The sequence below is a fragment of the Streptomyces sp. NPDC107562 genome, from assembly GCF_055657325.1.
In genome coordinates this window covers 61,358-82,963 of record NZ_JBVKBE010000021.1, presented here as the reverse complement: position 1 = coordinate 82,963, position 21,606 = coordinate 61,358, and the positions used below count along the sequence as shown (strand labels likewise).

General features: G+C 72.5%; 19 protein-coding genes. 13 read left to right on the top strand and 6 right to left on the bottom strand.

The features are described from left to right. Position 1: 1 nt before the first annotated feature. From ACZ7LV_RS36420 to ACZ7LV_RS36370, 11 genes are all read left to right on the top strand, one after another. Positions 2-937 carry a carbohydrate ABC transporter permease gene (locus ACZ7LV_RS36420; RefSeq protein WP_471945646.1) on the top strand — a complete coding sequence of 312 codons (936 nt, stop codon included), beginning with the start codon at positions 2-4 and terminating at the stop codon, positions 935-937. Then, positions 937-1,812: a carbohydrate ABC transporter permease gene (locus ACZ7LV_RS36415; protein WP_471945645.1), complete on the top strand. Its 876-nt coding sequence runs from the start codon at positions 937-939 to the stop codon at positions 1,810-1,812. Before ACZ7LV_RS36420 ends, ACZ7LV_RS36415 begins: the two co-directional genes overlap by 1 nt. Before the next feature lie 8 nt (positions 1,813-1,820). Beyond that, positions 1,821-3,089 carry a 6-phospho-beta-glucosidase gene (locus ACZ7LV_RS36410; protein ID WP_471945644.1) on the top strand — a complete coding sequence of 423 codons (1,269 nt, stop codon included), beginning with the start codon at positions 1,821-1,823 and terminating at the stop codon, positions 3,087-3,089. Continuing rightward, entirely contained in the window at positions 3,080-4,054 is a 975-nt protein-coding gene (locus ACZ7LV_RS36405) for an N-acetylglucosamine kinase (RefSeq protein WP_471945643.1), read from the top strand. Before ACZ7LV_RS36410 ends, ACZ7LV_RS36405 begins: the two co-directional genes overlap by 10 nt. 183 nt (positions 4,055-4,237) lie before the next feature. After that, positions 4,238-5,689, top strand: coding sequence for a hypothetical protein (locus ACZ7LV_RS36400; protein ID WP_471945642.1), 1,452 nt, complete (start codon positions 4,238-4,240; stop codon positions 5,687-5,689). 14 nt (positions 5,690-5,703) lie between these two features. Next, the gene (locus ACZ7LV_RS36395) at positions 5,704-6,720 is read left to right on the top strand and encodes a glutamate ABC transporter substrate-binding protein (protein WP_471945641.1); all 1,017 of its coding nucleotides are present in this window, start codon (positions 5,704-5,706) and stop codon (positions 6,718-6,720) included. A 48-nt stretch (positions 6,721-6,768) separates the two neighbouring features. Further along, positions 6,769-8,112 carry a hypothetical protein gene (locus tag ACZ7LV_RS36390; RefSeq protein WP_471945640.1) on the top strand — a complete coding sequence of 448 codons (1,344 nt, stop codon included), beginning with the start codon at positions 6,769-6,771 and terminating at the stop codon, positions 8,110-8,112. Beyond that, entirely contained in the window at positions 8,109-10,643 is a 2,535-nt protein-coding gene (locus ACZ7LV_RS36385) for a serine/threonine-protein kinase (RefSeq protein WP_471945639.1), read from the top strand. Before ACZ7LV_RS36390 ends, ACZ7LV_RS36385 begins: the two co-directional genes overlap by 4 nt. Beyond that, on the top strand, positions 10,644-11,954 hold the full coding sequence (locus ACZ7LV_RS36380; RefSeq protein ID WP_471945638.1) for a PP2C family serine/threonine-protein phosphatase: 1,311 nt from the start codon (positions 10,644-10,646) through the stop codon (positions 11,952-11,954). A gap of 104 nt (positions 11,955-12,058) precedes the next feature. Further along, positions 12,059-13,405 carry a vWA domain-containing protein gene (locus ACZ7LV_RS36375; protein WP_471945637.1) on the top strand — a complete coding sequence of 449 codons (1,347 nt, stop codon included), beginning with the start codon at positions 12,059-12,061 and terminating at the stop codon, positions 13,403-13,405. 82 nt (positions 13,406-13,487) lie between these two features. After that, complete coding sequence (locus ACZ7LV_RS36370; protein WP_471945636.1) at positions 13,488-15,398, top strand: FHA domain-containing protein; 1,911 nt, start codon at positions 13,488-13,490, stop codon at positions 15,396-15,398. Between the two features lie 23 nt (positions 15,399-15,421). Here the strand turns inward: ACZ7LV_RS36370 and ACZ7LV_RS36365 are convergent, their stop codons facing one another. Next, positions 15,422-16,411 (bottom strand): methyltransferase domain-containing protein, encoded by a 990-nt coding sequence (locus tag ACZ7LV_RS36365; protein WP_471945635.1) that lies wholly within the window; start codon positions 16,409-16,411, stop codon positions 15,422-15,424. A 183-nt stretch (positions 16,412-16,594) separates the two neighbouring features. Here ACZ7LV_RS36365 and ACZ7LV_RS36360 point away from each other — a divergent pair, with 183 nt between their 5' ends. Beyond that, positions 16,595-16,999, top strand: a complete 405-nt coding sequence (locus tag ACZ7LV_RS36360; RefSeq protein ID WP_471945634.1) for a globin — start codon at positions 16,595-16,597, stop codon at positions 16,997-16,999. A gap of 27 nt (positions 17,000-17,026) precedes the next feature. On the opposite strand, the gene ACZ7LV_RS36355 is transcribed toward ACZ7LV_RS36360, so the two are convergent. Genes ACZ7LV_RS36355 through ettA form a run of 3 tightly spaced genes read right to left on the bottom strand, consistent with a single transcriptional unit; the run spans position 17,027 to position 19,780 of the window. Further along, a complete protein-coding gene (locus ACZ7LV_RS36355) occupies positions 17,027-17,704 on the bottom strand; it encodes a DUF8185 domain-containing protein (RefSeq protein ID WP_471945633.1) in 678 nt (225 codons plus the stop codon). Then, positions 17,701-18,111, bottom strand: coding sequence for an acyl-CoA thioesterase (locus ACZ7LV_RS36350; RefSeq protein WP_471945632.1), 411 nt, complete (start codon positions 18,109-18,111; stop codon positions 17,701-17,703). The genes ACZ7LV_RS36355 and ACZ7LV_RS36350 overlap by 4 nt, the downstream gene beginning before the upstream one ends. 4 nt (positions 18,112-18,115) lie before the next feature. Then, complete coding sequence (ettA, locus tag ACZ7LV_RS36345; RefSeq protein WP_401680401.1) at positions 18,116-19,780, bottom strand: energy-dependent translational throttle protein EttA; 1,665 nt, start codon at positions 19,778-19,780, stop codon at positions 18,116-18,118. Between the two features lie 146 nt (positions 19,781-19,926). Between ettA and ACZ7LV_RS36340 the strand changes: the two genes are divergently transcribed. Next, entirely contained in the window at positions 19,927-20,685 is a 759-nt protein-coding gene (locus ACZ7LV_RS36340) for a DUF6928 family protein (protein ID WP_471945631.1), read from the top strand. On the opposite strand, the gene ACZ7LV_RS36335 is transcribed toward ACZ7LV_RS36340, so the two are convergent. Continuing rightward, on the bottom strand, positions 20,682-21,134 hold the full coding sequence (locus ACZ7LV_RS36335) for an SCO4402 family protein (protein ID WP_471945630.1): 453 nt from the start codon (positions 21,132-21,134) through the stop codon (positions 20,682-20,684). The two genes, ACZ7LV_RS36340 and ACZ7LV_RS36335, sit on opposite strands and share 4 nt — an antisense overlap. Then, complete coding sequence (locus ACZ7LV_RS36330) at positions 21,127-21,543, bottom strand: DUF6578 domain-containing protein (protein WP_471945629.1); 417 nt, start codon at positions 21,541-21,543, stop codon at positions 21,127-21,129. Before ACZ7LV_RS36330 ends, ACZ7LV_RS36335 begins: the two co-directional genes overlap by 8 nt. Positions 21,544-21,606: the final 63 nt, after the last annotated feature.

Genomic DNA, 21,606 nt, shown 5'->3' with positions numbered 1-21,606 from the left:
CATGAGCACCCTGGCGGCCAAGCACCGCAGATCCACGCTGCGCACGCTGGCCTTCCTGTCCCCCTGGCTGATCGGCTTCTCGGTCTTCTTCGCCTATCCGCTGCTCTCGACGCTCTACTTCTCGTTCATGCGCTACGACGGCTTCCGGCCGCCGACCTGGAGCGGCACGCAGAACTGGACGTACGTCTTCGAGCACTACCCGCTGTTCTGGCCGGCCCTGCGCAACACCCTGTGGCTGGTGCTGGTCATGGTCGCCCTGCGGGTCGTCTTCGGGCTCGGCGTCGGTCTGCTCATCACGAAGATCAAGACCGGCACGGGTGTCTTCCGCACCCTGTTCTACCTGCCCTACCTCGCCCCGCCCGTGGCCGCCACCATGGCCTTCGCCTTCCTCCTCAACCCCGGCACCGGGCCGGTCAACTCGATCCTGGAGGGAGCCGGCATCCCGGCCCCCGGCTGGTTCGCCGACCCCGACTGGTCCAAGCCCGCGCTCACCCTGCTCGCCCTTTGGGGCGTCGGCGACCTCATGGTCATCTTCATGGCCGCCCTGCTCGACGTCCCGAGGGAGCAGTACGAGGCGGCGGAGCTGGACGGCGCGTCGGCGTGGCAGCGGTTCCGGTTCGTGACGCTGCCGAACATCTCGCCGATCGTGATGTTCGCGGTGGTCACGGGCGTCATCCAGACCATGCAGTACTACACGCAGCCGCTGGTCGCCGGAAAGGTCGCGTCGGGCGTGATCCAGGGCGCGGGCACCCAGTTCGAGCCCGGCTACCCGGAGAAGTCGACGCTCACCCTCCCCCAGCTCGTCTACAACCTCGGCTTCCAGCGCTTCGACTACGGAGCGGCGTGCGTGGTGGCTCTGGTCCTGTTCGCCCTGTCGATGGCGTTCACCGCACTGCTGATGCGGCGCCGGGGCGGTCTCATCCAGGCAGGTGACTGATGACCCACGTACTCGACAAGCCGGTGGTCGCGAGCGCGCCCGTGGCACGGCGGCGGGCCCTGCTCGAATGGATCGCCGTCCACGCGCTCGGCCTCGCCGCCGCCCTGTTCTTCACGCTCCCCTTCGTGTTCGTGCTGCTGACCTCGCTGATGAGCGACAGTCAGGCGCTGAGCCGCGATCTGATCCCGGACACCTGGGAATGGGGCAACTACCAGCGGGTGTTCGACACCCCGGGCTTCCTGACCTGGTGGCGCAACACCCTGCTCTACGCCGGTCTGGGCACCGTCCTGACCGTGGTGTCGTCGATCCCGGTGGCGTACGCGCTGGCCAAGTTCCGCTTCCGGGGCCGCCGGCTGTCGCTGATGCTGGTCATCTCGATGATGATGCTGCCGCCCCAGGTCGTCGTCATCCCGATGTACCTGTTCTGGGCGAAGCAGCTGGACCTCTCCGGCACCCTGTGGCCGCTGCTGATCCCGATGGCGTTCGGCGACGCGTTCTCCATCTTCCTGCTGCGCCAGTTCCTCATGACGATCCCGGACGAGTACCTGGACGCGGCGCGGGTCGACGGCTGCGGGGAACTCAGGACGCTGCTGAGGGTCGTCCTGCCGATGGCGAGACCGGGCGTGGCCGCCGTGGCCCTTTTCCAGTTCTTCTACGCGTGGAACGACTACTTCGGCCCCCAGATCTACGCGTCCGAGAACCCGGGCGCCTGGACGCTGTCCTACGGGCTGGAGTCGTTCAAGGGCGCGCACCACACCGACTGGAACCTCACCATGGCCGCGACCGTGCTGGTCATGGCCCCCGTGATCCTCGTGTTCTTCTTCGCCCAGAAGGCGTTCGTCGAGGGCGTCACGCTCACCGGAGTGAAGGGTTGACTGGACGTATGAAACTCACCGTGGTCGGCGGCGGCTCGACCTACACCCCCGAACTCGTGGACGGCTTCGCCCGTCTGAGGGACACCCTGCCCGTCGAGGAGCTGGTGCTCGTCGACCCGGCGGCCGACCGGCTGGAGCTGGTGGGCGGCCTGGCCCGGCGGATCCTCGCCCGGCAGGGGCACGGCGGCCGGGTGGTGACGACCTCGGACCTGGACGCCGGTGTCGAGGGCGCCGACGCGGTGCTGCTCCAGCTGCGCGTCGGCGGGCAGGCGGCCCGACGGCAGGACGAGACCTGGCCGCTGGAGTGCGGCTGCATCGGCCAGGAGACCACCGGCGCGGGCGGCCTGGCGAAGGCCCTGCGCACGGTGCCGGTGGTGCTCGACATCGCCGAACGGGTACGGCGGACCAACCCGGACGCCTGGATCATCGACTTCACCAACCCGGTCGGCATCGTGACCCGCGCCCTGCTCCAGGCCGGGCACAAGGCGGTCGGGCTGTGCAACGTGGCGATCGGCCTGCAGCGCAAGTTCGCGGCGCTGCTCGGGCTCACCCCGGCCGACGTCCACCTCGACCACGTGGGCCTGAACCACCTCACCTGGGAGACCGGCGTCCGCGTGGGCGGCGCCGGGGGCGAGGACGTGCTGCCCAAGCTGCTGACGGAGCACGGCGACACGATCGCCGCCGACCTGCGCCTGCCACGTGACCTGCTGGACCGTCTCGGCGTGGTCCCGTCGTACTACCTGCGCTACTACTACGCGCACGACGAGGTCGTACGGGAACTGCGCACCAAGCCGTCGCGGGCCGAGGAAGTGGCGGCCATGGAGCGCGAGTTGCTGCGGATGTACGCCGATCCGGCACTCGACGAGAAGCCGGAGCTGCTGGCCGCGCGGGGCGGCGCCTTCTACTCGGAGGCAGCCGTGGACCTGGCGGCGGCGCTGCTGGGCGGCGCCGGCAGCCCGCACCAGGTGGTGAACACCTACAACCGGGGCACGCTGCCCTTCCTGCCCGACGACGCGGTGATCGAGGTGCAGGCGGCGGTCGGCTCGCTCGGCGGCCCGCAGCCCCTGCCGGTCGCCACCGTGGACCCGCTGTACGCGGGCCTGATGGCGAGTGTGACGGCGTACGAGGACCTCGCCCTGGACGCGGCCCTGCGCGGCGGCCGGGAGCGGGTGTTCAGGGCGCTCCTCGCCCATCCCCTCATCGGCCAGTACGAGTTCGCCGGCGCCCTCACCGACCAGCTGATCGCACTCAACCGGGAGCATCTCGCGTGGGCCTGACCGCACGTGTCCTCGCCGTCGACGCCGGCAACAGCAAGACGGACGTCGCCGTGGTGGCGGAGGACGGGAGGGTGCTCGCGACCGCGCGGGGCGGTGGCTTCCGGCCGCCGGTGGTCGGGGTCGAGGCGGCCACCGACGTCCTCGCGGAGGTGGTGGAGCGGGTCTTCGCCGAGGCCGGCGTCACCTCCGTCACGCATGTCTCCGCCTGTCTCGCCAACGCCGACTTCCCCGTGGAGGAGGAGCGGTTGACCGAGGCGCTGCACGCGCGCGCGTGGGGCGCCACCGTGGACGTCCGCAACGACACCTTCGCGATCCTGCGGGCCGGGGTGACCGAGCCGCGCGGCGTCGCCGTGGTCTGCGGGGCGGGCATCAACTGCGTCGGCATGCGGCCCGACGGGCGCAGCGCGCGGTTCCCGGCGATCGGGCGGGTCTCCGGGGACTGGGGCGGGGGCTGGGGCATGGCCGAGGAGGCCCTCTACCACGCCGCCCGCGCGGAGGACGGACGCGGGGGGCCGACCGAGCTGGCACGCACCCTGCCGGCGCACTTCGGGCTCGACTCCATGTACGCGCTGATCGAGGCGCTGCACCTGGAGCGGGTGCCGCCCGGCCGCCGGCACGAGCTCGCGCCGGTGCTCTTCGCCACGGCCGCCGACGGCGACCCGGTCGCCCGCGCCCTCGTCGACCGGCTCGCCGAGGAGGTCGTGAGCATGGCGACGGTCGCCCTGTCCCGGCTGGACCTGCTGCACGAGGAGACGCCGGTGCTGCTGGGGGGCAGCGTGCTGGCGGCCCGGCATCCCCAACTCGACGACGGGGTCCGCGATCTGCTCGCGGCGCGGGCTCCGAAGGCGGTGCCCCGGGTGGTGACGGCGAGTCCGGTCCTCGGCGCGGCACTGCTGGGACTGGACCGGCTGGGGGTGGTGACGGCCGAGGCACGGGAGCGGGTGCGGGCCCACTTCGAGGACTGAGGGGCGCGCGCGGGGGCGCGCGGTGTCACCGCCTGCACGGGAACCGAACCGATTCCACCGGCGTATTCATGGGCAGGGGGTGCTGCGGGCATCGGGATCCAGCAAGATCCACGCAAGGCCGGTGCGGATGCCGGTCCCGGCAGCGATACTTGCGGCGACGGATGACCACGGGGGAGGTCAGGAGTGACACAACCGCCCAGGAGCAGCGCGGCGCCACCTGCGCCGGGCGTGCCCACCCTGCCCACGGTGCCGCCGCAACAGCCCACTCCCACGCGCCCCGCGCCCGCAGGGGTGCCCGACGCCGTCGCCCCGCCCCGGCGCACGGCCTTCGCGGAGGGCGTGGACCGGCTGCGCGCCACCGCGGCCACCGAGCCGGGGCGGCTGCGCATCATCGGTGCGGTCCTCGCCCTGCTGGTCGTCGCCTTCGGCGCGGTCTCCGCCTGGCAGGCCACCGACCGCGCGGCCGCCGCCGACGGCGTGCTCCACAAGAGCCAGCCCCTCAGCTCCGCCGCGGCCGACATCTACCGCTCCCTGGCCGACGCCAACACGGCCGCCTCCAGCGGCTTCTTGGCCGGCGGCCAGGAGACCAAGGAATCCCGCGAGCGCTACGAGAAGGACATCCGCACGGCGGCGGAGAAGCTCGTCCTGGCCGCCGGCAGCTCCGATCCGCACTCCCGTTCGGCGCAGACGATCGCGAAGCTCAACCGGCTCCTGCCGGAGTACAAGGGCCTGATCGAGCGCGCCCGCGCCAACAACCGCCAGGGCTACCCGCTCGGCGGGGCCTACCTGCGCTACGCCAACGACACGATGCAGACCGAGATGCTTCCGGCGGCCGAGGACCTCTACACGTCGGAGAACGAGCGGCTGCGCGGCGACTACGCGCACGCCACGCCCTACCCCTGGGCGGCGATCGCGCTCGGCCTGATCGCCCTGGCCGCCCTCGCCTGGGCGCAGCACCGCTCGTATGCGCGGACCAACCGGGTCCTGAACCACGGCCTGGTCGCCGCGACGGCCGCCACGACGGTGGTGCTGCTGTGGCTGGTCGTCGGCCACAGCGTGGCCCGCGCCGGCCTCGACGACTCCTACGACCACGGCGTGCGCTCCCTGAACGTCCTGCACGACGCCCGCATCGCCTCCCTGAAGGCCCGCGGCAACGAGAACCTCACCCTGGTCAGCCGGGGCGCGGAGACGGTCGAGGTGGGCGGCGAGTTCAAGGACAGGTTCGACGTGGCCTTCCAGGCCTCGATGAAGGACCTCGCCGCCGGTCTCACCGCCGCCGCGGACCTCGCCGACGACGAGGCGGGCGAGCGGCCCGTGCGGACCGCCGCGGGGAGCATGGACGTGTGGAAGCAGCGGCACCAGCAGGCCCGCGACGCCGACGACGCGGGGGACTACCAGGCGGCGCTCAGCAAGATCATCGGTGACCGGGGCGACGAACCGACCGGCGAGTGCTTCGACAGCGTCGACCGCAGCCTGGAGACTGCCCTGAAGCACGAGAAGCTGGAGTTCGAACGGGCCGCGGGCGACGGCCGGGACGCGATGACCGGTCTGCCGGCCGGTGCGGCCCTGCTCGCCGTGCTGGGCGCGGCGGGCGCGCTGCTGGGCATCGGCCGCAGGCTTTCGGAGTACCGGTGAAAGGGGGCGTGACGATGCATGCACGACGTTTGCGGGCCAGCCTGAAAGGCTGGGGCGGCGTGGGCGCCATGGCGGTCGTCTGCGCCCTCGCGGTGGTCTTCGCGCTGCTGCTGCCGCACACGCAGCAGGCGGGCGACGCCGGCGCGGGCCTCGGTGGCCCGGGCGTGGCCGACGGCCGGCAGGCGAAGGCCGAGACGTGCGTGAACCCCCAGGACCGCAGCCTGTCCCCGTCGAGCGCCGAGGGCGAGACGATCGCGGCCGTCAAGCAGCGCGGCTACGTCTCGGTCGGCGTGGACCAGAACAGCTTCCGCTGGGGCTACCGCGACCCCAACTCCGCCGCCCGTGACGTCGAGTTGGAGGGCTTCGACATCGATCTGGCCCGCCGGATAGCGCAGGAGCTGCTCGGCGACCCGGACCGCATCCGGTTCAAGGCCATCCCCACCAACCAGCGCGTCCCCGCGATCCAGAGCGGCCAGGTCGACATGGTGGTGCGCACCATGACCATCACGTGCTCCCGGCTGGAGGACGTCGCCTTCTCGGCGCCGTACTTCCTCACCGGCCAGCAGGTCCTCGCCCCCAACTCCTCGACGATCAAGGGCTACGACGACACCCTCGCCGGCAAGCGGATCTGCTCGGCGACGGGTTCGACGGCGTACGACAACCTGGCGGCGGACCGGAAGTCCGGCAAGCTGCCCGCCTCCGCCGACATCTCCACCACCGTGCCCAACCAGCTCGACTGCCTGGTCCGGCTCCAACTCGGCGAGGTGGACGCGGTGGTGACGGACAGCGCGCTCGCCGCCAGCCAGGCGGCGCAGGACCCGACGGTGGAGCTGAAGGGCGAGCGGTTCACCACGGAGTACTACGGCGTGGCGATGAAGAAGGACGCCGACGATCTGGTACGCCGGGTCAACCGCATACTGGCCGACTACCGCACGGACGGCGGTTGGAAGGCCTCGTACGACAAGTGGCTGTCCCCGACGCTGGGTAGGGACTCCGAGTCGGCGACCCCGCCGACGCCGCGCTACAGGTGACCGGCACGCAGTGACCGACAGCACAGACCAGCAGACGAGAGGTGATCGATGGGCGTCACGGGAGCCTCCGGTCCGGTGATGGACCGGGACGAGGTGGACCGTGCGCTGGCGCGGCTCGGCGCGGAGCACGAGGCGATCGAGACCTCGCTGTTCGCCCTCCAGGACCACGCGGGCCGTCGGCTCCTCGAAGGCGCCGAGCTCACCGGCACGACCGAGGCGCGCTGGGCGGCCACGGAGGCGTCGGTCTCGCTGCTGTGGGCGTACTTCGACGCCTACAGCGACGCGCTGCGCTCCGCCCGCGAGATCCGCGCCCGGCGCCGCTGGTCCAGCCGCGAGGACCTGGTGGACCTGACCGAACTGCTGCGCGGCGAGTCGGTCACGGTCGCGGGCGGCGCCGCCGCGGTGGCGAACGCGCCGACGCTGCACGGCGCGGGCCGACTGAGCGAGAGCTTCACCCTGGTCACGCTGGTGGAACGGATGAACGACCTGTACGCCAGGTCGCTGGACATGGTCGTGGCCTGCGACGCCGTCTGGTCGGCGCTGCCCGCCCGGATCGATTTACTCGCCGCCGAACTCCAGCGCACCCGCAAGCTGGCGCACTCCGTCGGCGTACGCCCCGGCGAGCACCCCGCCGGGGACGACCTGGAGCGCATCACCCGCACCCTGACGCGGCTGCGCGAGCAGGTGGTGTCCGACCCGTTGTCGTACTGGCAGCGCGCGGAGGGCAGTTCGGCACCCGGGGGCGGCCGGCCGGACACCACGGTGTACGACCGGGAGGCGCGCGCCCTGGAGGAGGTGCGCCGGGAGATCGACGCCGTGCTGGCCGTCCGCAAGGACGCCGAGCAGCGGCTCGTGAAGCTGCGGGACGTGCTCTCGCGCGCGGACCGCACCCTCGCCGAGGCGCGCACCGCCCGCGGCGAGGTGCTGGCGAAGATCGCCGCCACCGAGGTGCCGGTGGTCAGCGGCCCGCCGACCGTGCTGCAGGAGCAGCTCGCGACGGCCGCCGAGTACCGCAGGCACGCCCAGTGGCACCGGCTGTCCCCGCTCCTGGAGTCCCTGGAGCAGAAGGCGGAGGACGAACTGCTGCGGGCGCGCGAGTCGCTGACCGCGGTCACCGCGCCGCTCGCGGTCCGCGCCGAGCTGCGGGGCCGCCTGGACGCGTACAAGGCGAAGATCGCCCGGCACGGCCTGGCGGAGGATCCGCTGCTGATGGAGCGGTACGACGCGGCCCGCCGCATGCTGTGGAGCGCGCCCTGCGATCTGCGGGTCGCCGAGCAGGCCGTGCTGCGCTTCCAGCACGCGGCGGCCGAGGTGCTCGGCACCGCGCCACGGGTGCCTCAGCAGGGCGGCCCGCAGGAGTTCCGGGACCGCAGGGGGGAGCCGTCCTCATGAGTCAGGCACAGCGGAACTGCCAGCGTCCGGGCTGCGAGGGCGGCTACGAGGACGTCGGCGGCGGCGAGCTCTACTGCGACACCTGCGGCCTGGCGCCGGTGGTGTCCGCGAACGGCATGGTCGGTTCCGCGCCGACCGGCGTCACCGGCGGCGGCAAGGGCGCGGCGGGAAGCGGCGGTTCCCGCTCCACCTCCCGCGGCAGCTCCCGTACGTCGTCCCAGTCGTCGCAGTCGTCGAAGTCCCGCCGTTCGGTCTCGGGGCGGCTCTCCCGCTCGCTGTCGGGCAGCTCCTCCCACCGCTCGGTGTCGGTGCGCAGCTCCGGCTCCACGTCCGGTTCCTCGACCCGGGGGCGGCTGGGAGCGGGCCTGGTGCAGGTGCCGCAGGTGCCGCGGCCCGACCCGCGCTCGATGGTGCTGGAGAACCCCGAGGTGCCGGAGCGCAAGCGGTTCTGCTCCCGCTCGGACTGCGGGGCGCCAGTGGGCCGCGCCCGCGGCGAGCGCCCCGGGCGCACGGAGGGCTTCTGCACCAAGTGCGGCCACCCGTACTCGTTCGTGCCGAAGCTGGCCTCCGGTGACATCGTGCACGGTCAGTACGAGGTGGCGGGCTGCCTCGCGCACGGCGGGCTGGGCTGGGTCTACCTCGCCGTCGACCGCGCGGTCTCGGACCGCTGGGTGGTGCTCAAGGGCCTGCTGGACACCGGCGACCAGGACGCGATGGCCGCCGCGATCTCCGAGCGGCGCTTCCTCGCGGAGATCGAGCACGCCAACATCGTGCGGATCTACAACTTCGTCGAGCACCTCGACCAGCGCACCGGCTCCCTCGACGGGTACATCGTCATGGAATACGTCGGCGGCAAGTCCCTCAAGGAGATCGCCAACGCCCGCCGTACGCCCGGGGGGCGGCGCGACCCGCTGCCGGTGGAGCAGGCGTGCGCCTACGGCATCGAGGCGCTGGAGGCGCTCGGCCATCTGCACAGCCGCAACCTGCTCTACTGCGACTTCAAGGTCGACAACGCGATCCAGACCGAGGACCAGCTCAAGCTGATCGACATGGGCGCGGTGCGCCGCATGGACGACGACGAGTCGGCGATCTACGGCACGGTCGGCTACCAGGCGCCGGAGGTCGCGGAGGCCGGCCCCTCGGTGGCGTCCGACCTGTACACGGTGGGCCGCACGCTCGCCGTCCTGACCTTCGACTTCCAGGGCTACACGAACGTCTTCGCCGACTCGCTGCCCGACCCCGACAACATCGAGGTCTTCCGGCAGTACGAGTCGTTCTACCGGCTCCTGGTCCGCGCCACCGACCCCGACCCGGCCCGGCGGTTCGCCTCCGCGCAGGAGATGACGGAGCAGCTGACCGGCGTGCTGCGGGAGGTCGTGTCGCTGCAGACGGGCCGGGCGCGGCCCGCCCTGTCGACGTTGTTCGGACCCGAACTGCGGGTGACGGACACGGAGTTGTTCCCCCGGTCGGCCGGCGAGGTGTCGCGGCTGGGGGCGCGCGTGGCGCCCGTCCGCCGGGCCGGGACCGGCGCCGACGCGCCACTCCCGTCCGGTGCCGCCCCACCCGCCCTCACCGGCGCCACCGGCCTCGTCAAGCCCGTCGGCACGGGTGCCGCCGCCCTCGCCCTGGCCGTGCCCCGGGTCGACCCCGCCGACCCGAACGCCGGATTCCTCGCCGGTCTGCTGGCGACCGCGCCGGCCGAGCTGCTCAGCGCGCTCGCCGCCGCTCCCGCGCCCTCCGTGGAGACCCGGCTGCGGCAGATCCGGGCCTGGCTGGAGAACGAGGACCCGGCGGCCGCGCTGGACGCCCTGCGCGCGCTGGAGGAGGAGCGGCCCGACGACTGGCGGGTCGTCTGGTACCGCGGGGTGGCCGCACTGGCCACCGGTGACCACGAGGGCGCCGCCCTCGCCTTCGACGCGATCTACGACGCCTTCCCCGGCGAGACCGCCCCCAAGCTCGCCCTCGGCCTGTGCGCGGAGGTGCTCGGGCAGCTGGACAACGCCGCGGAGTACTACCGGCTGGTGTGGACGACCGACCCGAGCTTCGTGAGCGCCGCCTTCGGCCTGGCCCGGGTGCAGCTCGCCACCGGTGACCGCGGCGGCGCCGTGCGTACCCTGGAGTCGGTGCCGGAGTCGTCCATCCACTACACGGCGGCACGGGTGGCCGCCGTGCGGGCCCGGCTCCGGCAGCGGACGGCCGCCGCCGGCGACGTACCCTTCCTGGAGGATCTGACCGCCGCCGCCGGGCAGGTCGAGGCGCTGGACGCGTACGGTCTGGACCCGACCCGGCGGGAGCAGTTGGCCACGGAAGTGCTCGGCAGTGCCCTGGACTGGATACTCTCCGGGGGCCAGGGTTCCGCACCCCCCACCGCCGGGGGACGGACGCTGCTCGGCAGCGGCCTGGACGAACGCGGGCTGCGCTTCGGCCTGGAGCGTTCGTACCGCACGCTGGCCCGCCTGGCGCGGGGCGGCGAGGAGAGGATCGACCTGGTGGAACGTGCCAACCGTTACCGCCCCCGGACATGGGTGTAGTTGATGTCGCAGATGCCCCAGCTGTCCGCCTGCCCGAGCTGCGAGGAACCGCTCGAGTCGGGTGACCGTTTCTGCGGTGCGTGCGGATACGACCTGTCCGCCGTGCCGCCACGGCCGGACGACAGCCCCACCCTCACCTTGAACGGCTCGGGGGCCGCACAGGCCGCCCCGGACGCCGGCCGGCCCGGCGTGGCCGACCCGGGAGGTCACGGCGCGCCGCCCGCCGCCCCCGCGGCGCCTCCGCCGGCGGACCCGGCCGGCGCCCCCCTGCCGCCGGCCGCCCCCGGCCACTCGGCGACGGGCGTGCGCTTCGACCGGCCCGCGGAGCCCGAGGAGTACCCCCTCCAGGCCCCGGACCCGCGCGTCACCGCCGACCACCCCGCGCCCGCCGATCCCCCGACGGTGTGCGTGGCCTGCCGCACGGGCCACGTCGACCACGACGGCTACTGCGAGAACTGCGGTCACGCCCAGCCACGCGAACGCGACCACATGGAGCAGGAGTCCGGCCCGATGGCCGCGGTCAGCGACCGGGGCCTGCGTCACCACCGCAACGAGGACGCCTTCGGCATCGGCCGCACCGCCCTGCCCGACGGCTCCGAGGCGCTGGTCGCCATCGTGTGCGACGGCGTGTCCTCGGCGACCCGCCCGGACGACGCCTCCCTGGCCGCCTCCCGCGCGGCGAGCGCGTCGCTGCTGGCGGCCCTGCCCCTCGGCACGCACCCGCAGCAGGCCATGCACGACGCGATCGTCGCCGCCTCGCACGCGGTGGACGCGCTGGCCCGCGAACCCGCCACCGCCCGCGAGCACCAGCCGCACCAGAACGCGCCCGCCTGCACCCTGGTCGGCGCCGTGGTCACCGCCGGTCTGCTGGTGGTCGGCTGGGTCGGCGACAGCCGCGTCTACTGGGTGCCCGTGGACCGCGGCGCCCCGGCCGCCCGGCTCACCGAGGACGACTCCTGGGCCGCGCAGATGGTCGCCGCCGGCCTGATGAGCGAGGCCGAGGCGTACGCCGACGAGCGCGCCCACGCCATCACCGGCTGGCTCGGCGCGGACGCCTACGAACTGGAGCCGCACACGGCTTCCTTCAAGCCGGACCGCCCCGGAGTGGTCGTCGTGTGCACGGACGGCCTGTGGAACTACGCGGAGGCGGCCGAGGAGATGGCCGGCGTCCTCCCGCCGGACGCCGCGGTGCGCCCGCTGCACGGCGCGCGGGTGCTCGTCGGGCACGCCCTGGACGGCGGGGGCCACGACAACGTAACAGTGGCCGTCGTGCCGTTCCCGGCCCCGTCGCAGGGGGCAGGATCGGCCTGAGGCCGCGCGCGGAGGCCTGGGAAGGCTCAGCGGACCGGAGGGGACCGGTCCGCGATTCCGTCGTCGCCCCACCTCCCGTGGGGCGTGCAAGGGGGATGCGAACAATGGCCAACTTCTCGAAGTCGACCGTGCCGCAGTTCGCGGTGGACGTGTACCAGAACGAGTACCTCCCGGAGGGCGGCCGGGAGGTCAACGCGATCGTCACGGTGACCGCGACCGGCGGCGGCACCGTCGGAAGCGCCGTCGCGGCACCCCACCTCTACTCGCCGGGGCAGGGACCCTCCGCGGCCGTGGCGATCATGGTCGACTGCTCCGGCTCGATGGACTACCCGCCGACCAAGATGCGCAACGCGCGGGACGCCACGGCCGCCGCGATCGACACCCTGCGCGACGGCGTGCACTTCGCGGTGATCGGCGGCACGCACGTCGCCAAGGAGGTCTATCCGGGGGGCGGCCGGCTCGCCGTCGCCGACGCCACCACCCGCGAACAGGCCAAGCAGGCACTGCGCAAGCTCGCCGCCGGCGGGGGCACGGCGATCGGGACCTGGCTGCGGCTCGCCGACCGTCTGCTGTCGTCGGCGGACGTCGCGATCCGGCACGGCGTCGTGCTCACCGACGGCCGCAACGAGCACGAGTCGCCGCAGGATCTCAGGGCCTCGCTGGAGGCCAGTGCCGGGCGCTTCACCTGCGACGCACGGGGCGTGGGCACCGACTGGGAAGTGAAAGAAGTCACAGGCATCGCCTCCGCGCTGCTCGGCACCGCCGACATCGTCGCCGATCCGGCGGGCCTCGCCGCCGACTTCACGCGGATGATGGAGACGGCGATGGGCAAGGAGGTCGCGGACGTCGCCCTGCGGCTGTGGACCCCGGTCGGCACGACGATCAAGTTCCTCAAGCAAGTCGCCCCCACCGTCGAGGACTTGACCGGACGCCGCACCGAGGCGGGCCCGCGCGCCGGGGACTACCCCACCGGTTCCTGGGGAGACGAGTCCCGTGACTACCACGTCTGCGTCGAGGTCCCGGCCGCGCACCTCGGTCAGGAGATGCTGGCCGCCCGGGTCTCGCTGGTGATCCCGCATCCCGACGGCACCGCCCAGAACCTCGGCGCCCAGGGACTGGTACGGGCCGTGTGGACCGACGACATGGTCGCCTCGACGTCGATCAACCCTCAGGTCGCCCACTACACGGGCCAGGCCGAACTGGCACAGGTCATCCAACAAGGGTTGGACCTGCGCAAATCGGGAGACTTCGATGGCGCAACGGCCAAACTGGGCCGCGCCGTTCAGCTCGCCGGAGCCTCCGGCAACGCCGATACTGCGAAACTCCTTGCGAAGGTGGTGGACGTGGTCGACGCGGCGACAGGTACTGTGCGACTGAAGGCAAGGGTCGCGGAGGCCGACGAGATGACGCTCGAAACTCGGTCGACAAAGACCGTTCGCGTAAAGAAGTGACCTGAAACAAAGCGAGCCCGACCCCCCGGGGTTGGAGAAATCCGGTCCGAACGGCCGGAACAGGAGAGGGGGAAGCGCCGACATGCCGACCTGCCCGAACGGACACCAGTCGGGTTCCGACGACTGGTGCGAGGTCTGCGGTCACCGCATGGCGGGTGCCGTGCCTCCGCCCCCTCCACCGCCCCCAGGCGGCGGCTACGGCTTCCCGCCGCCCGGCGGACCCGGCCCGTCCGGTGGACCGAACGCCGGCGGGCCCGGCGCGCCCTCCGAGCTGTGCCCGCAGTGCCGCACGCCCCGCGAGGGCGGTGCGCCGTTCTGCGAGGAGTGCCGGTGGAACTTCCTCACCAACACCGCGACCTCGTACACCCCGGCGGCGCCGCGCACCTCGGCTCCGCAGTTCCAGCGGCCGTCCGGTCCGCCGCCGTCCTTCGGGGGCGGTGACGCGTACGAGTACCAGAGCTCGCGCCCGTCGCAGATGAACCGCCCGGCCGAGCCGATCCCGCCGTTCGGCGCCGACCCGGGGGGCCCCTCGGGAGCCGGCGGTCCCGGCGGTCCCGGCGGTCCTGGTGGTCCCGGCGGTCCTGGCGGCTTCGGCGGCGAGCGCCCCGGCGGCCCGGGCCCCTCCGGGCCCCCGGCATTCGGCGAGCAGCCGGGCGGGCGTGGGCCCTCCGGCCCGCCGGCGTTCGGCGAGCAGCCCGGCGGGCGTGGGCCGTCAGGTCCCCCGGCGTTCGGCGAGCAGCCCGGCGGGCGTGGGCCGTCAGGTCCCCCGGCGTTCGGCGAGCAGCCCGGCGGCCGTGGGCCGTCAGGTCCCCCGGCGTTCGGCGAGCAACCCGGCGGCCGTGGGCCCTCCGGCCCGCCGGCGTTCGGCGAGCGTCCCGGCGGACCCGGGCCCTCCGCATTCGGCGAGCGCCCCGGCGGACCCGGCCCTTCCGGCCCGCCCCCCTTCGGCGAGGCACCCGGCGGACCCGGCCCCGCGGGTCCCGGCGGCCCCTCCGGCCCTTCTGCTTTCGGCGAGCGCCCTGGCGGACCCGGCCCCTCCGGGCCCTCGGCATTCGGCGAGCAGCCCGGCGGCCGTGGGCCGTCAGGCCCCCCGGCCTTCGGCGAGCGCCCCGGCGGACCTGGCCCTTCCGGCCCGCCCCCCTTCGGCGAGGCGCCCGGCACCCCCGGCCCCTCAGGTCCTTCCGGCCCCTCGGCATTCGGCGAGCGGCCCGGTGGGCCCGGACCCTCCGGCTTCGGAGGCGACCCGTCGCGGCCGGTCCCGCCGCCGCCCGGTCCGACGCCGAACGGTCCCGGCGGTCCGGGTGGTCCCGGCGGTCCCGGTGCGTACCCGGGCGCCCCGCAGGCCTTCCACCAGTCCGGCCCGCCCGCCCCGCCCGCGTTCCCGCAGGAGACGGGCCGGCCGCAGCAGGGTGGCCCGTCCTTCGGCGGCGGTGACGACGACTGGGTGCTCTCCCCGCCCTCCACCGGCCCCGGCGCTCCGGGACAGCCCGGTGGCCCCGGAGGCCCCGGCGGGCAGGGCGGCTACGGCTACCCGCACCCCGGCGCCCACTCCGCGCCCCCGCCCGGTCCCGCCGCTCCGCAACGGCCCATGACGTGGACGGCGACCATCGGTCCCGACCGTGACTACTTCATGGCGATGATGCACCGCTCCGGCCCCGAGGCCGCGGGTCTGAACCTGCCCGCGTACTCCCCGGAGCAGCAGCGCGCCCTCACCGGCAACCAGGTCACCATCGGGCGCCGTCGGCACTCCACCGGCGACACCCCCGACATCGACCTGGCGGTGCCGCCGGAGGACCCGGGCGTCTCGCACCAGCACGCGGTGCTGGTCCAGCAGCCGGACGGCAGCTGGGCGGTCGTCGACCAGAACTCGACGAACGGCACCACGGTCAACGGCGCGGAGGAACCGATCCAGCCGTTCGTGCCGGTGCAGCTCCAGGACGGCGACCGCGTCCACGTCGGCGCCTGGACGACGATCACGATCCGCCGCGGCTGAGCGAGGCCGGGCCGGGTGACGGTTCAGACGGGGAGGGGCCAGGAGTACGGCCCCTCCGGGTCGTCCAGCCACGCCCACTGACGTCCGCCGCCGACGGTGATGCCGTACCGCTCCCGGGCGGGGCGCCCCTCGCGCTCCCACAGGGCGTACGCCTCCCCCGGATCGAGGCTGCCGCGCGTGAGGGCGAGCAGGAACCGGAACAGCTCGCTCTCCCGCCCCCGGCGCGGTACCGCGCCGAGCGGGGGCTGCTGCTCCCGCCCGGGCCGTCCGGTGCCGCGCAGCGGGACGAAGTACGCGGGCGTCTCCAGGAAGTGCCCCTCGGCGTACCCGGCGTCCCGCACGGTCAGCAGGATCAGCCCGGTCGCGAGCGGCGCCAGGATCCGGCCGCCGGGACGGCACTGCGCGAGCCAGGCGGGCGGGATCGACGCGAGGGTGCAGGTCGCGATGATCCGGTCGAAGGGGGCGCGTTCGGGCACCCCGCGCGCCCCGTCGCCGGTGACGACCACCGGACGGTACCCGGCGGCGTCCAGGTGCCGCCGTGCCGACTCCGTGATCTCCGGCTCCAGGTCGACGCTGGTGACCAGGCCGCCGTCGCCGAGCCGGTGCGCGAGCAGCGCCGCGTTGTAGCCGGTGCCCGCGCCGATCTCCAGCACCCGGTCGTCGTCCGCCACCCGCAGCTCGGTCAGCATCAGCGCCATCAGCGAGGGCTGGCTGCTGGAGGAGACCAGTTCCCCGTCCCGCATCCGGGTCGCCAGCGGGGTGTCCTCGTAGGCGCCGCGCACCCAGCGCTCCCGGGCGTCCGGGTCCGGGCTCTCGCCCCAGCGCCGCTCGTGACCTCCCCGGGCGCCGACGTAGTAGTACGGCACGAAGAGGTGCCGGGGAACCGCCGCGAAGGACTCCCGCCAGACGGGGTCCGCGGCCCAGGCCCCGCTCGCGTCGATCTCCCGCACCAACGCGGCCCGCGCCGCGGCGGCGACGGCCTCCAGGTCCTTGTCGAGTGCGTGCGTGCCCATGTGTCCACTGTGCTGCGCATCACAGCGCGAGGCGAGCATCCGGGCCGGGGAGGCGGGTGTCCTGGCCGAACCCGGCCGGTGCCCGTACCAGGCCGGTGCCCGTGCCCGGCCGTTGTCCGTGCCCGGCCGGTGCCTGGTCCTAAGCCTCAGGTCCTCGTCCTTCGCGTCTGAGACGATGGACGGGTGAATGAGATTCGGCGCGGCACGCTTCAGGAGCAGACCTTCTACGAGCAGGTCGGCGGGGAGGAGACCTTCCGCCGCCTGGTCCACCGTTTCTACCAGGGAGTCGCCGAGGACCCGATCCTGCGGCCGATGTACCCCGAGGAGGACCTGGGCCCCGCCGAGGAGCGCTTCACGCTGTTCCTGATCCAGTACTGGGGCGGCCCGACGACGTACAGCGAGAACCGGGGCCACCCCCGCCTGCGCATGCGGCACGCCCCCTTCGCCGTCGACCGGGCCGCGCACGACGCCTGGCTGAAGCACATGCGGGTCGCCGTCGAGGAGCTGGGCCTGTCCGAGGAGCACGAGCACACGCTGTGGAAGTACCTGACGTACGCGGCGGCCTCGATGATCAACACGGCGGGCTGAGCGGGCCCGCCCTCGCGCCTGCGGGCGTCAGCGCACGCTGACGCCCAGCATCCCGAGTCCGGCCTGCCGCACGGCGATCGAGCCGTAGGGCGTGCGCAGTCGCAGCCAGGCGCCCGAGGAGAAGAGCACCGGCTCCTCCGCCCCGGCGGCCGGGCGCAGGAATCCCAGGGACTGGGCGGCGTGCACGGCCCGCACGGGCAGGGGGGTGCCGTCCACGGTCCGGGACCAGATCTCGCGCCCTATCCGGTCGAGTTCGGCCCGCGTACGGCCCTCCGGCGGCAGTTCCTCCGTACGGGAACGGAACTCGCTCACCACGCCGGCGACCACCGCCCGCAGGTTCTTCGCCGCCGGCAGCCCCCGCTCCGGCCGCCAGCCGCCGCGCGGCGGCAGCACCCCGGCCCACGGGGGCCCGGTGACCGCCCGCGGTACGGCCGCCGTGGCGGCCGTCTCGTCCACGGACTCCAGCAGCTCACCGGCGGACACGGTCACGTCGAGGGTGACGTCCAGCCCGTCCTCGTACGGCTTGGCCAGCCGTACCGCCCGGATCGCCAGCACCTCGAAGGACGGCGGCCGGCCGAAGACGGCGAGTGCGGTGCCCGCGGCCTGCAGGCGCACCGCGGCTCCACGGTCGTAGTGGAGCAGCCGGGAGAGGAAAGCGGCGAGATCCGCCGTCTCCCCCTCGTCGGCCAGGTGGAGCACCGTCATGCGGCGACGGCCTCCTCCGCTTCGTCCCGGTAGCTGTCCAGGAACTCGCGTTCCTCCGCGGTGATCCGGCGCGGCCGCTGGGCCTCGAAGTCGAAGGGCACGATCACCGTCGAGGCCCGGACGTAGAGCTGCTCGCCGTCCTTCACCTCGTAGGTGAGGGTGAAGGAGGCGGCCCTGATCTCCGTGACCCACAGCTCGATGTCCACCGGCGCGTGCCGGTGGACGAGCTGCCGCTTGTAGTCGATCTCATGGCGCGCCACCACGGACCCCTGCTGGAACTCCTTGTCCGGGCGGAACAGGAAGTCGATACGGGCTTCCTCCAGGTAGCGGAGGAACACCACGTTGTTGACGTGGCCGTACGCGTCCATGTCCGCCCAGCGCAGTGGGCAGCGGTAGATGTGCCGCAAGAGATCAGCCCCGGGTCAGCTTCTTGTAGGTGGCGCGGTGCGGACGCGCGGCGTCCGGACCCAGGCGCTCGATCTTGTTCTTCTCGTACGACTCGAAGTTGCCCTCGAACCAGAACCACTTGGACTCACCCTCATAGGCGAGGATGTGCGTGGCCACGCGGTCGAGGAACCACCGGTCGTGGGAGACGACCACGGCGCAGCCGGGGAACTCCAGCAGCGCGTTCTCCAGGCTGGAGAGGGTCTCGACGTCGAGGTCGTTGGTCGGCTCGTCGAGGAGCAGCAGGTTGCCGCCCTGCTTCAGGGTGAGCGCGAGGTTGAGGCGGTTGCGCTCACCGCCGGAGAGCACACCGGCCGGCTTCTGCTGGTCCGGGCCCTTGAAGCCGAAGGCGGAGACGTACGCCCGGCTCGGCATCTCGACCTGACCCACATTGATGTAGTCGAGCTCGTCGGAGACGACGGCCCACAGCGTCTTCTTCGGGTCGATGTTCTCGCGGCTCTGGTCGACGTACGAGATCTTGACGGTGTCGCCGACCTTGATCGTGCCGGAGTCGGGGGCCTCCAGGCCCTGGATCATCTTGAAGAGGGTGGTCTTGCCGGCGCCGTTGGGGCCGATGACGCCGACGATGCCGTTACGCGGCAGCGTGAAGCTGAGGTCGTCGATGAGGACCTTGTCGCCGAAGGCCTTGTTGAGGTTGTTGACCTCGACGACGATGCTGCCGAGCCGCGGGCCCGGCGGGATCTGGATCTCCTCGAAGTCCAGCTTCCGCATCTTCTCGGCCTCGGCCGCCATCTCCTCGTAGCGGGCCAGACGCGCCTTGGACTTGGCCTGCCGCCCCTTGGCGTTGGAGCGCACCCACTCCAGCTCTTCCTTGAGGCGCTTGGCGCGCTTGGCGTCCTTCTGCCCCTCGACCTTCAGACGGGTCTGCTTGGTCTCCAGGTAGGTGGAGTAGTTGCCCTCGTAGGGGTAGGCGCGGCCGCGGTCGAGTTCGAGGATCCACTCGGCGACGTTGTCCAGGAAGTACCGGTCGTGGGTGATGGCCACGACGGTGCCCGCGTACTTGGCGAGGTGCTGCTCCAGCCAGTTCACGGACTCGGCGTCGAGGTGGTTGGTGGGCTCGTCGAGGAGCAGCAGGTCGGGCGCCTCCAGCAGCAGCTTGCAGAGCGCGACGCGGCGCTTCTCGCCACCGGAGAGGTTGCTCACGGGCCAGTCGCCGGGCGGGCAGCCCAGGGCGTCCATGGCCTGCTCCAGCTGGGCGTCGAGGTCCCACGCGTTGGCGTGGTCCAGCTCCTCCTGGAGCTTGCCCATCTCGTCGAGCAGCGCGTCCGAGTAGTCGGTCGCCATCTGCTCGGCGATCTCGTTGAACCGGTCGAGCTTGCCCTTGATCTCGGCGACGCCCTCCTGGACGTTCTCCAGGACCGTCTTGTCCTCGGTGAGCGTGGGCTCCTGCATGAGGATGCCGACGCTGTAGCCGGGAGAGATGAAGGCGTCACCGTTGGAGGGCTGCTCCAGCCCGGCCATGATCTTCAGCACGGTCGACTTACCGGCACCGTTCGGACCGACGACGCCGATCTTCGCCCCCGGCAGGAAGTTCAGGGTGACATCGTCGAGGATCACCTTGTCGCCGTGCGCTTTGCGCGCCTTGCGCATGGTGTAAATGAACTCAGCCAAGAGAAACCGTCCGGCAGCTTGAATCTGGCAGTGGGCAGATACACCCCATCTTGCCGCACCGCCACCCCTAGGAGGAAACCCGTTTCCCTTGCCCCCGCTGACCAGCACTTATGCAACCACGAGATCCGCTCATTCACGGAGGAGTCTTGGGAGCCAAGACGGGACTGCTGGTGTACGCCGACGACGACGTACCCATGCTGCTGCGACACGTCGGCACGGCAGAGCTCGAACGGACGGTCGCCTTGATGCGGCGGCTCTACCCCGGCTGGGAGATCGAGGAGTGCGAGGGCTCCACGCTCTGGGACGGCGTGTACCCCCCGAGGGGAACGGCGTACGCGGCCAGCTGGCCTGGCGTGGATGTCATAGGTGATCAGCGGATGATGATCGACGCCCCTTCCCAGTTCCCCGAACACCTCGTGGCGGCAAGCGCCGGCCGACGACTCGTCCTGCACGCCATGCACAGCGTCGTCGACCGACTGACGTTCGCCGTGTGGGAGGACGGTCGCCTGCTCCGCTCCCTGAGCCTGTCGCCGGACAGCGGCATCGTCGAGAACATCGGCGAACCGCTCCCTTTCGAGTTGCCGTACTGGGCCGGAGACCGCCCGGCCGACGTCATCCCCTGGCCGGACGACGACGAAGCACCGTACCCGCTGCCGTTCCACCCTCTGGAGCTGGGCGAAGACGCCCTGCGCGCGCTCTGCGGCTTCATCCAGGAGGGCCGCCCCTACGCGGACGACGTCGACGCGGACAGCATCCGACTGCACGGCTTCCAGGTACGGGACCCGCACGGCCCTGATCCCGCAGAGCTGGAAGCGCGGCTGCGAAGAACCGTACGAGCCATGGGATCGCCACGCGGACACACCTTCGAGCCCGACGGCACACTGGTCGAACGCGACGGCTTCTAGTTCACGACCTCTCTGTCCGACGATCCGCGGCGGTGCGTCGCTTCGGACCGGTGCAGCGCCGCGAGTTCACCGAGGTCGTTACCGACCATGACCTGGGCGAGTCGTCCGGCGACGGCCACGACTTCAGGCCATGAGGCTGTCCGGAGGTACTCCGCATCGGTTTCGTCACGCGCCTCGTCTGCGGCCGCCTCGAGCGCTGCGCCAAGCTCCCGCATGAGCGCGACCTCCTCCTCGGTCCGCAGACTCGTGCCGAGGAAACGCTCGGGTTCCTCGGCGTCGCAGAAGTCGTCGAAGAGCGTGTGGAAGACGTGGTCCAGATTCTCGAACGCCGCCGGGTCAAGCCACACGTCCCGCTGCCAGGGCGGATTGGCCAGAGCCAAGACCGCCGGCACGAGGTTGACGCGGAAGTTGGGCAAGACGCCGGAGTCGGCAACTCTGGCTTCAGTCATGCGGCATCGCGCCTTCCTGGCTGTCCGTCGCCTGCTCGGCAGTCACGAGGTACCCGGCGAAGCTGACGCCTGGGCGACCGTCAACCCAACCGTCCGCCTCCTTGACCGGGACCAACACGGTCGTCCCTGGCACCGGGCGCCGCACGTCGGACGTGCTGCCTGGAGGGACCGCATATCGGCAGTGCACCTCGTTGATGGCCAGCACCCGCAACGAAGTCGACGCGTTGCCCTTCTCCTGGCCGTGATGCTCCTCGCGAAAGTTGATCTCCGCCGCCCGTTCGCGCCCGACGACATCGGCGTAGTCCTCTGGATCGGTCTCCAGCAACTGCCAGGAGACGACGTCGCCTGCCGTGAAGTCCTCTCCACAGCACTGGATCTGCCAGTCATCGACCCAAATCGTCCACGTCATGCCGTCATTGTCCGCCGAGTGATCCGCCCTCACCAGGGCTTATTCCGTGCCCGTACAGACCGA

Coding starts and splice junctions, on each gene's coding strand:
- ACZ7LV_RS36420 (WP_471945646.1), top strand. CDS start 2: ATGAGCACCCTGGCGGCCAAGCACCGCAGATCCACGCTGCGCACGCTG.
- ACZ7LV_RS36415 (WP_471945645.1), top strand. CDS start 937: ATGACCCACGTACTCGACAAGCCGGTGGTCGCGAGCGCGCCCGTGGCA.
- ACZ7LV_RS36410 (WP_471945644.1), top strand. CDS start 1,821: ATGAAACTCACCGTGGTCGGCGGCGGCTCGACCTACACCCCCGAACTC.
- ACZ7LV_RS36395 (WP_471945641.1), top strand. CDS start 5,704: ATGCATGCACGACGTTTGCGGGCCAGCCTGAAAGGCTGGGGCGGCGTG.
- ACZ7LV_RS36390 (WP_471945640.1), top strand. CDS start 6,769: ATGGGCGTCACGGGAGCCTCCGGTCCGGTGATGGACCGGGACGAGGTG.
- ACZ7LV_RS36385 (WP_471945639.1), top strand. CDS start 8,109: ATGAGTCAGGCACAGCGGAACTGCCAGCGTCCGGGCTGCGAGGGCGGC.
- ACZ7LV_RS36375 (WP_471945637.1), top strand. CDS start 12,059: ATGGCCAACTTCTCGAAGTCGACCGTGCCGCAGTTCGCGGTGGACGTG.
- ACZ7LV_RS36370 (WP_471945636.1), top strand. CDS start 13,488: ATGCCGACCTGCCCGAACGGACACCAGTCGGGTTCCGACGACTGGTGC.
- ACZ7LV_RS36365 (WP_471945635.1), bottom strand. CDS start 16,411: ATGGGCACGCACGCACTCGACAAGGACCTGGAGGCCGTCGCCGCCGCG.
- ACZ7LV_RS36355 (WP_471945633.1), bottom strand. CDS start 17,704: ATGACGGTGCTCCACCTGGCCGACGAGGGGGAGACGGCGGATCTCGCC.
- ACZ7LV_RS36335 (WP_471945630.1), bottom strand. CDS start 21,134: ATGACTGAAGCCAGAGTTGCCGACTCCGGCGTCTTGCCCAACTTCCGC.
- ACZ7LV_RS36330 (WP_471945629.1), bottom strand. CDS start 21,543: ATGACGTGGACGATTTGGGTCGATGACTGGCAGATCCAGTGCTGTGGA.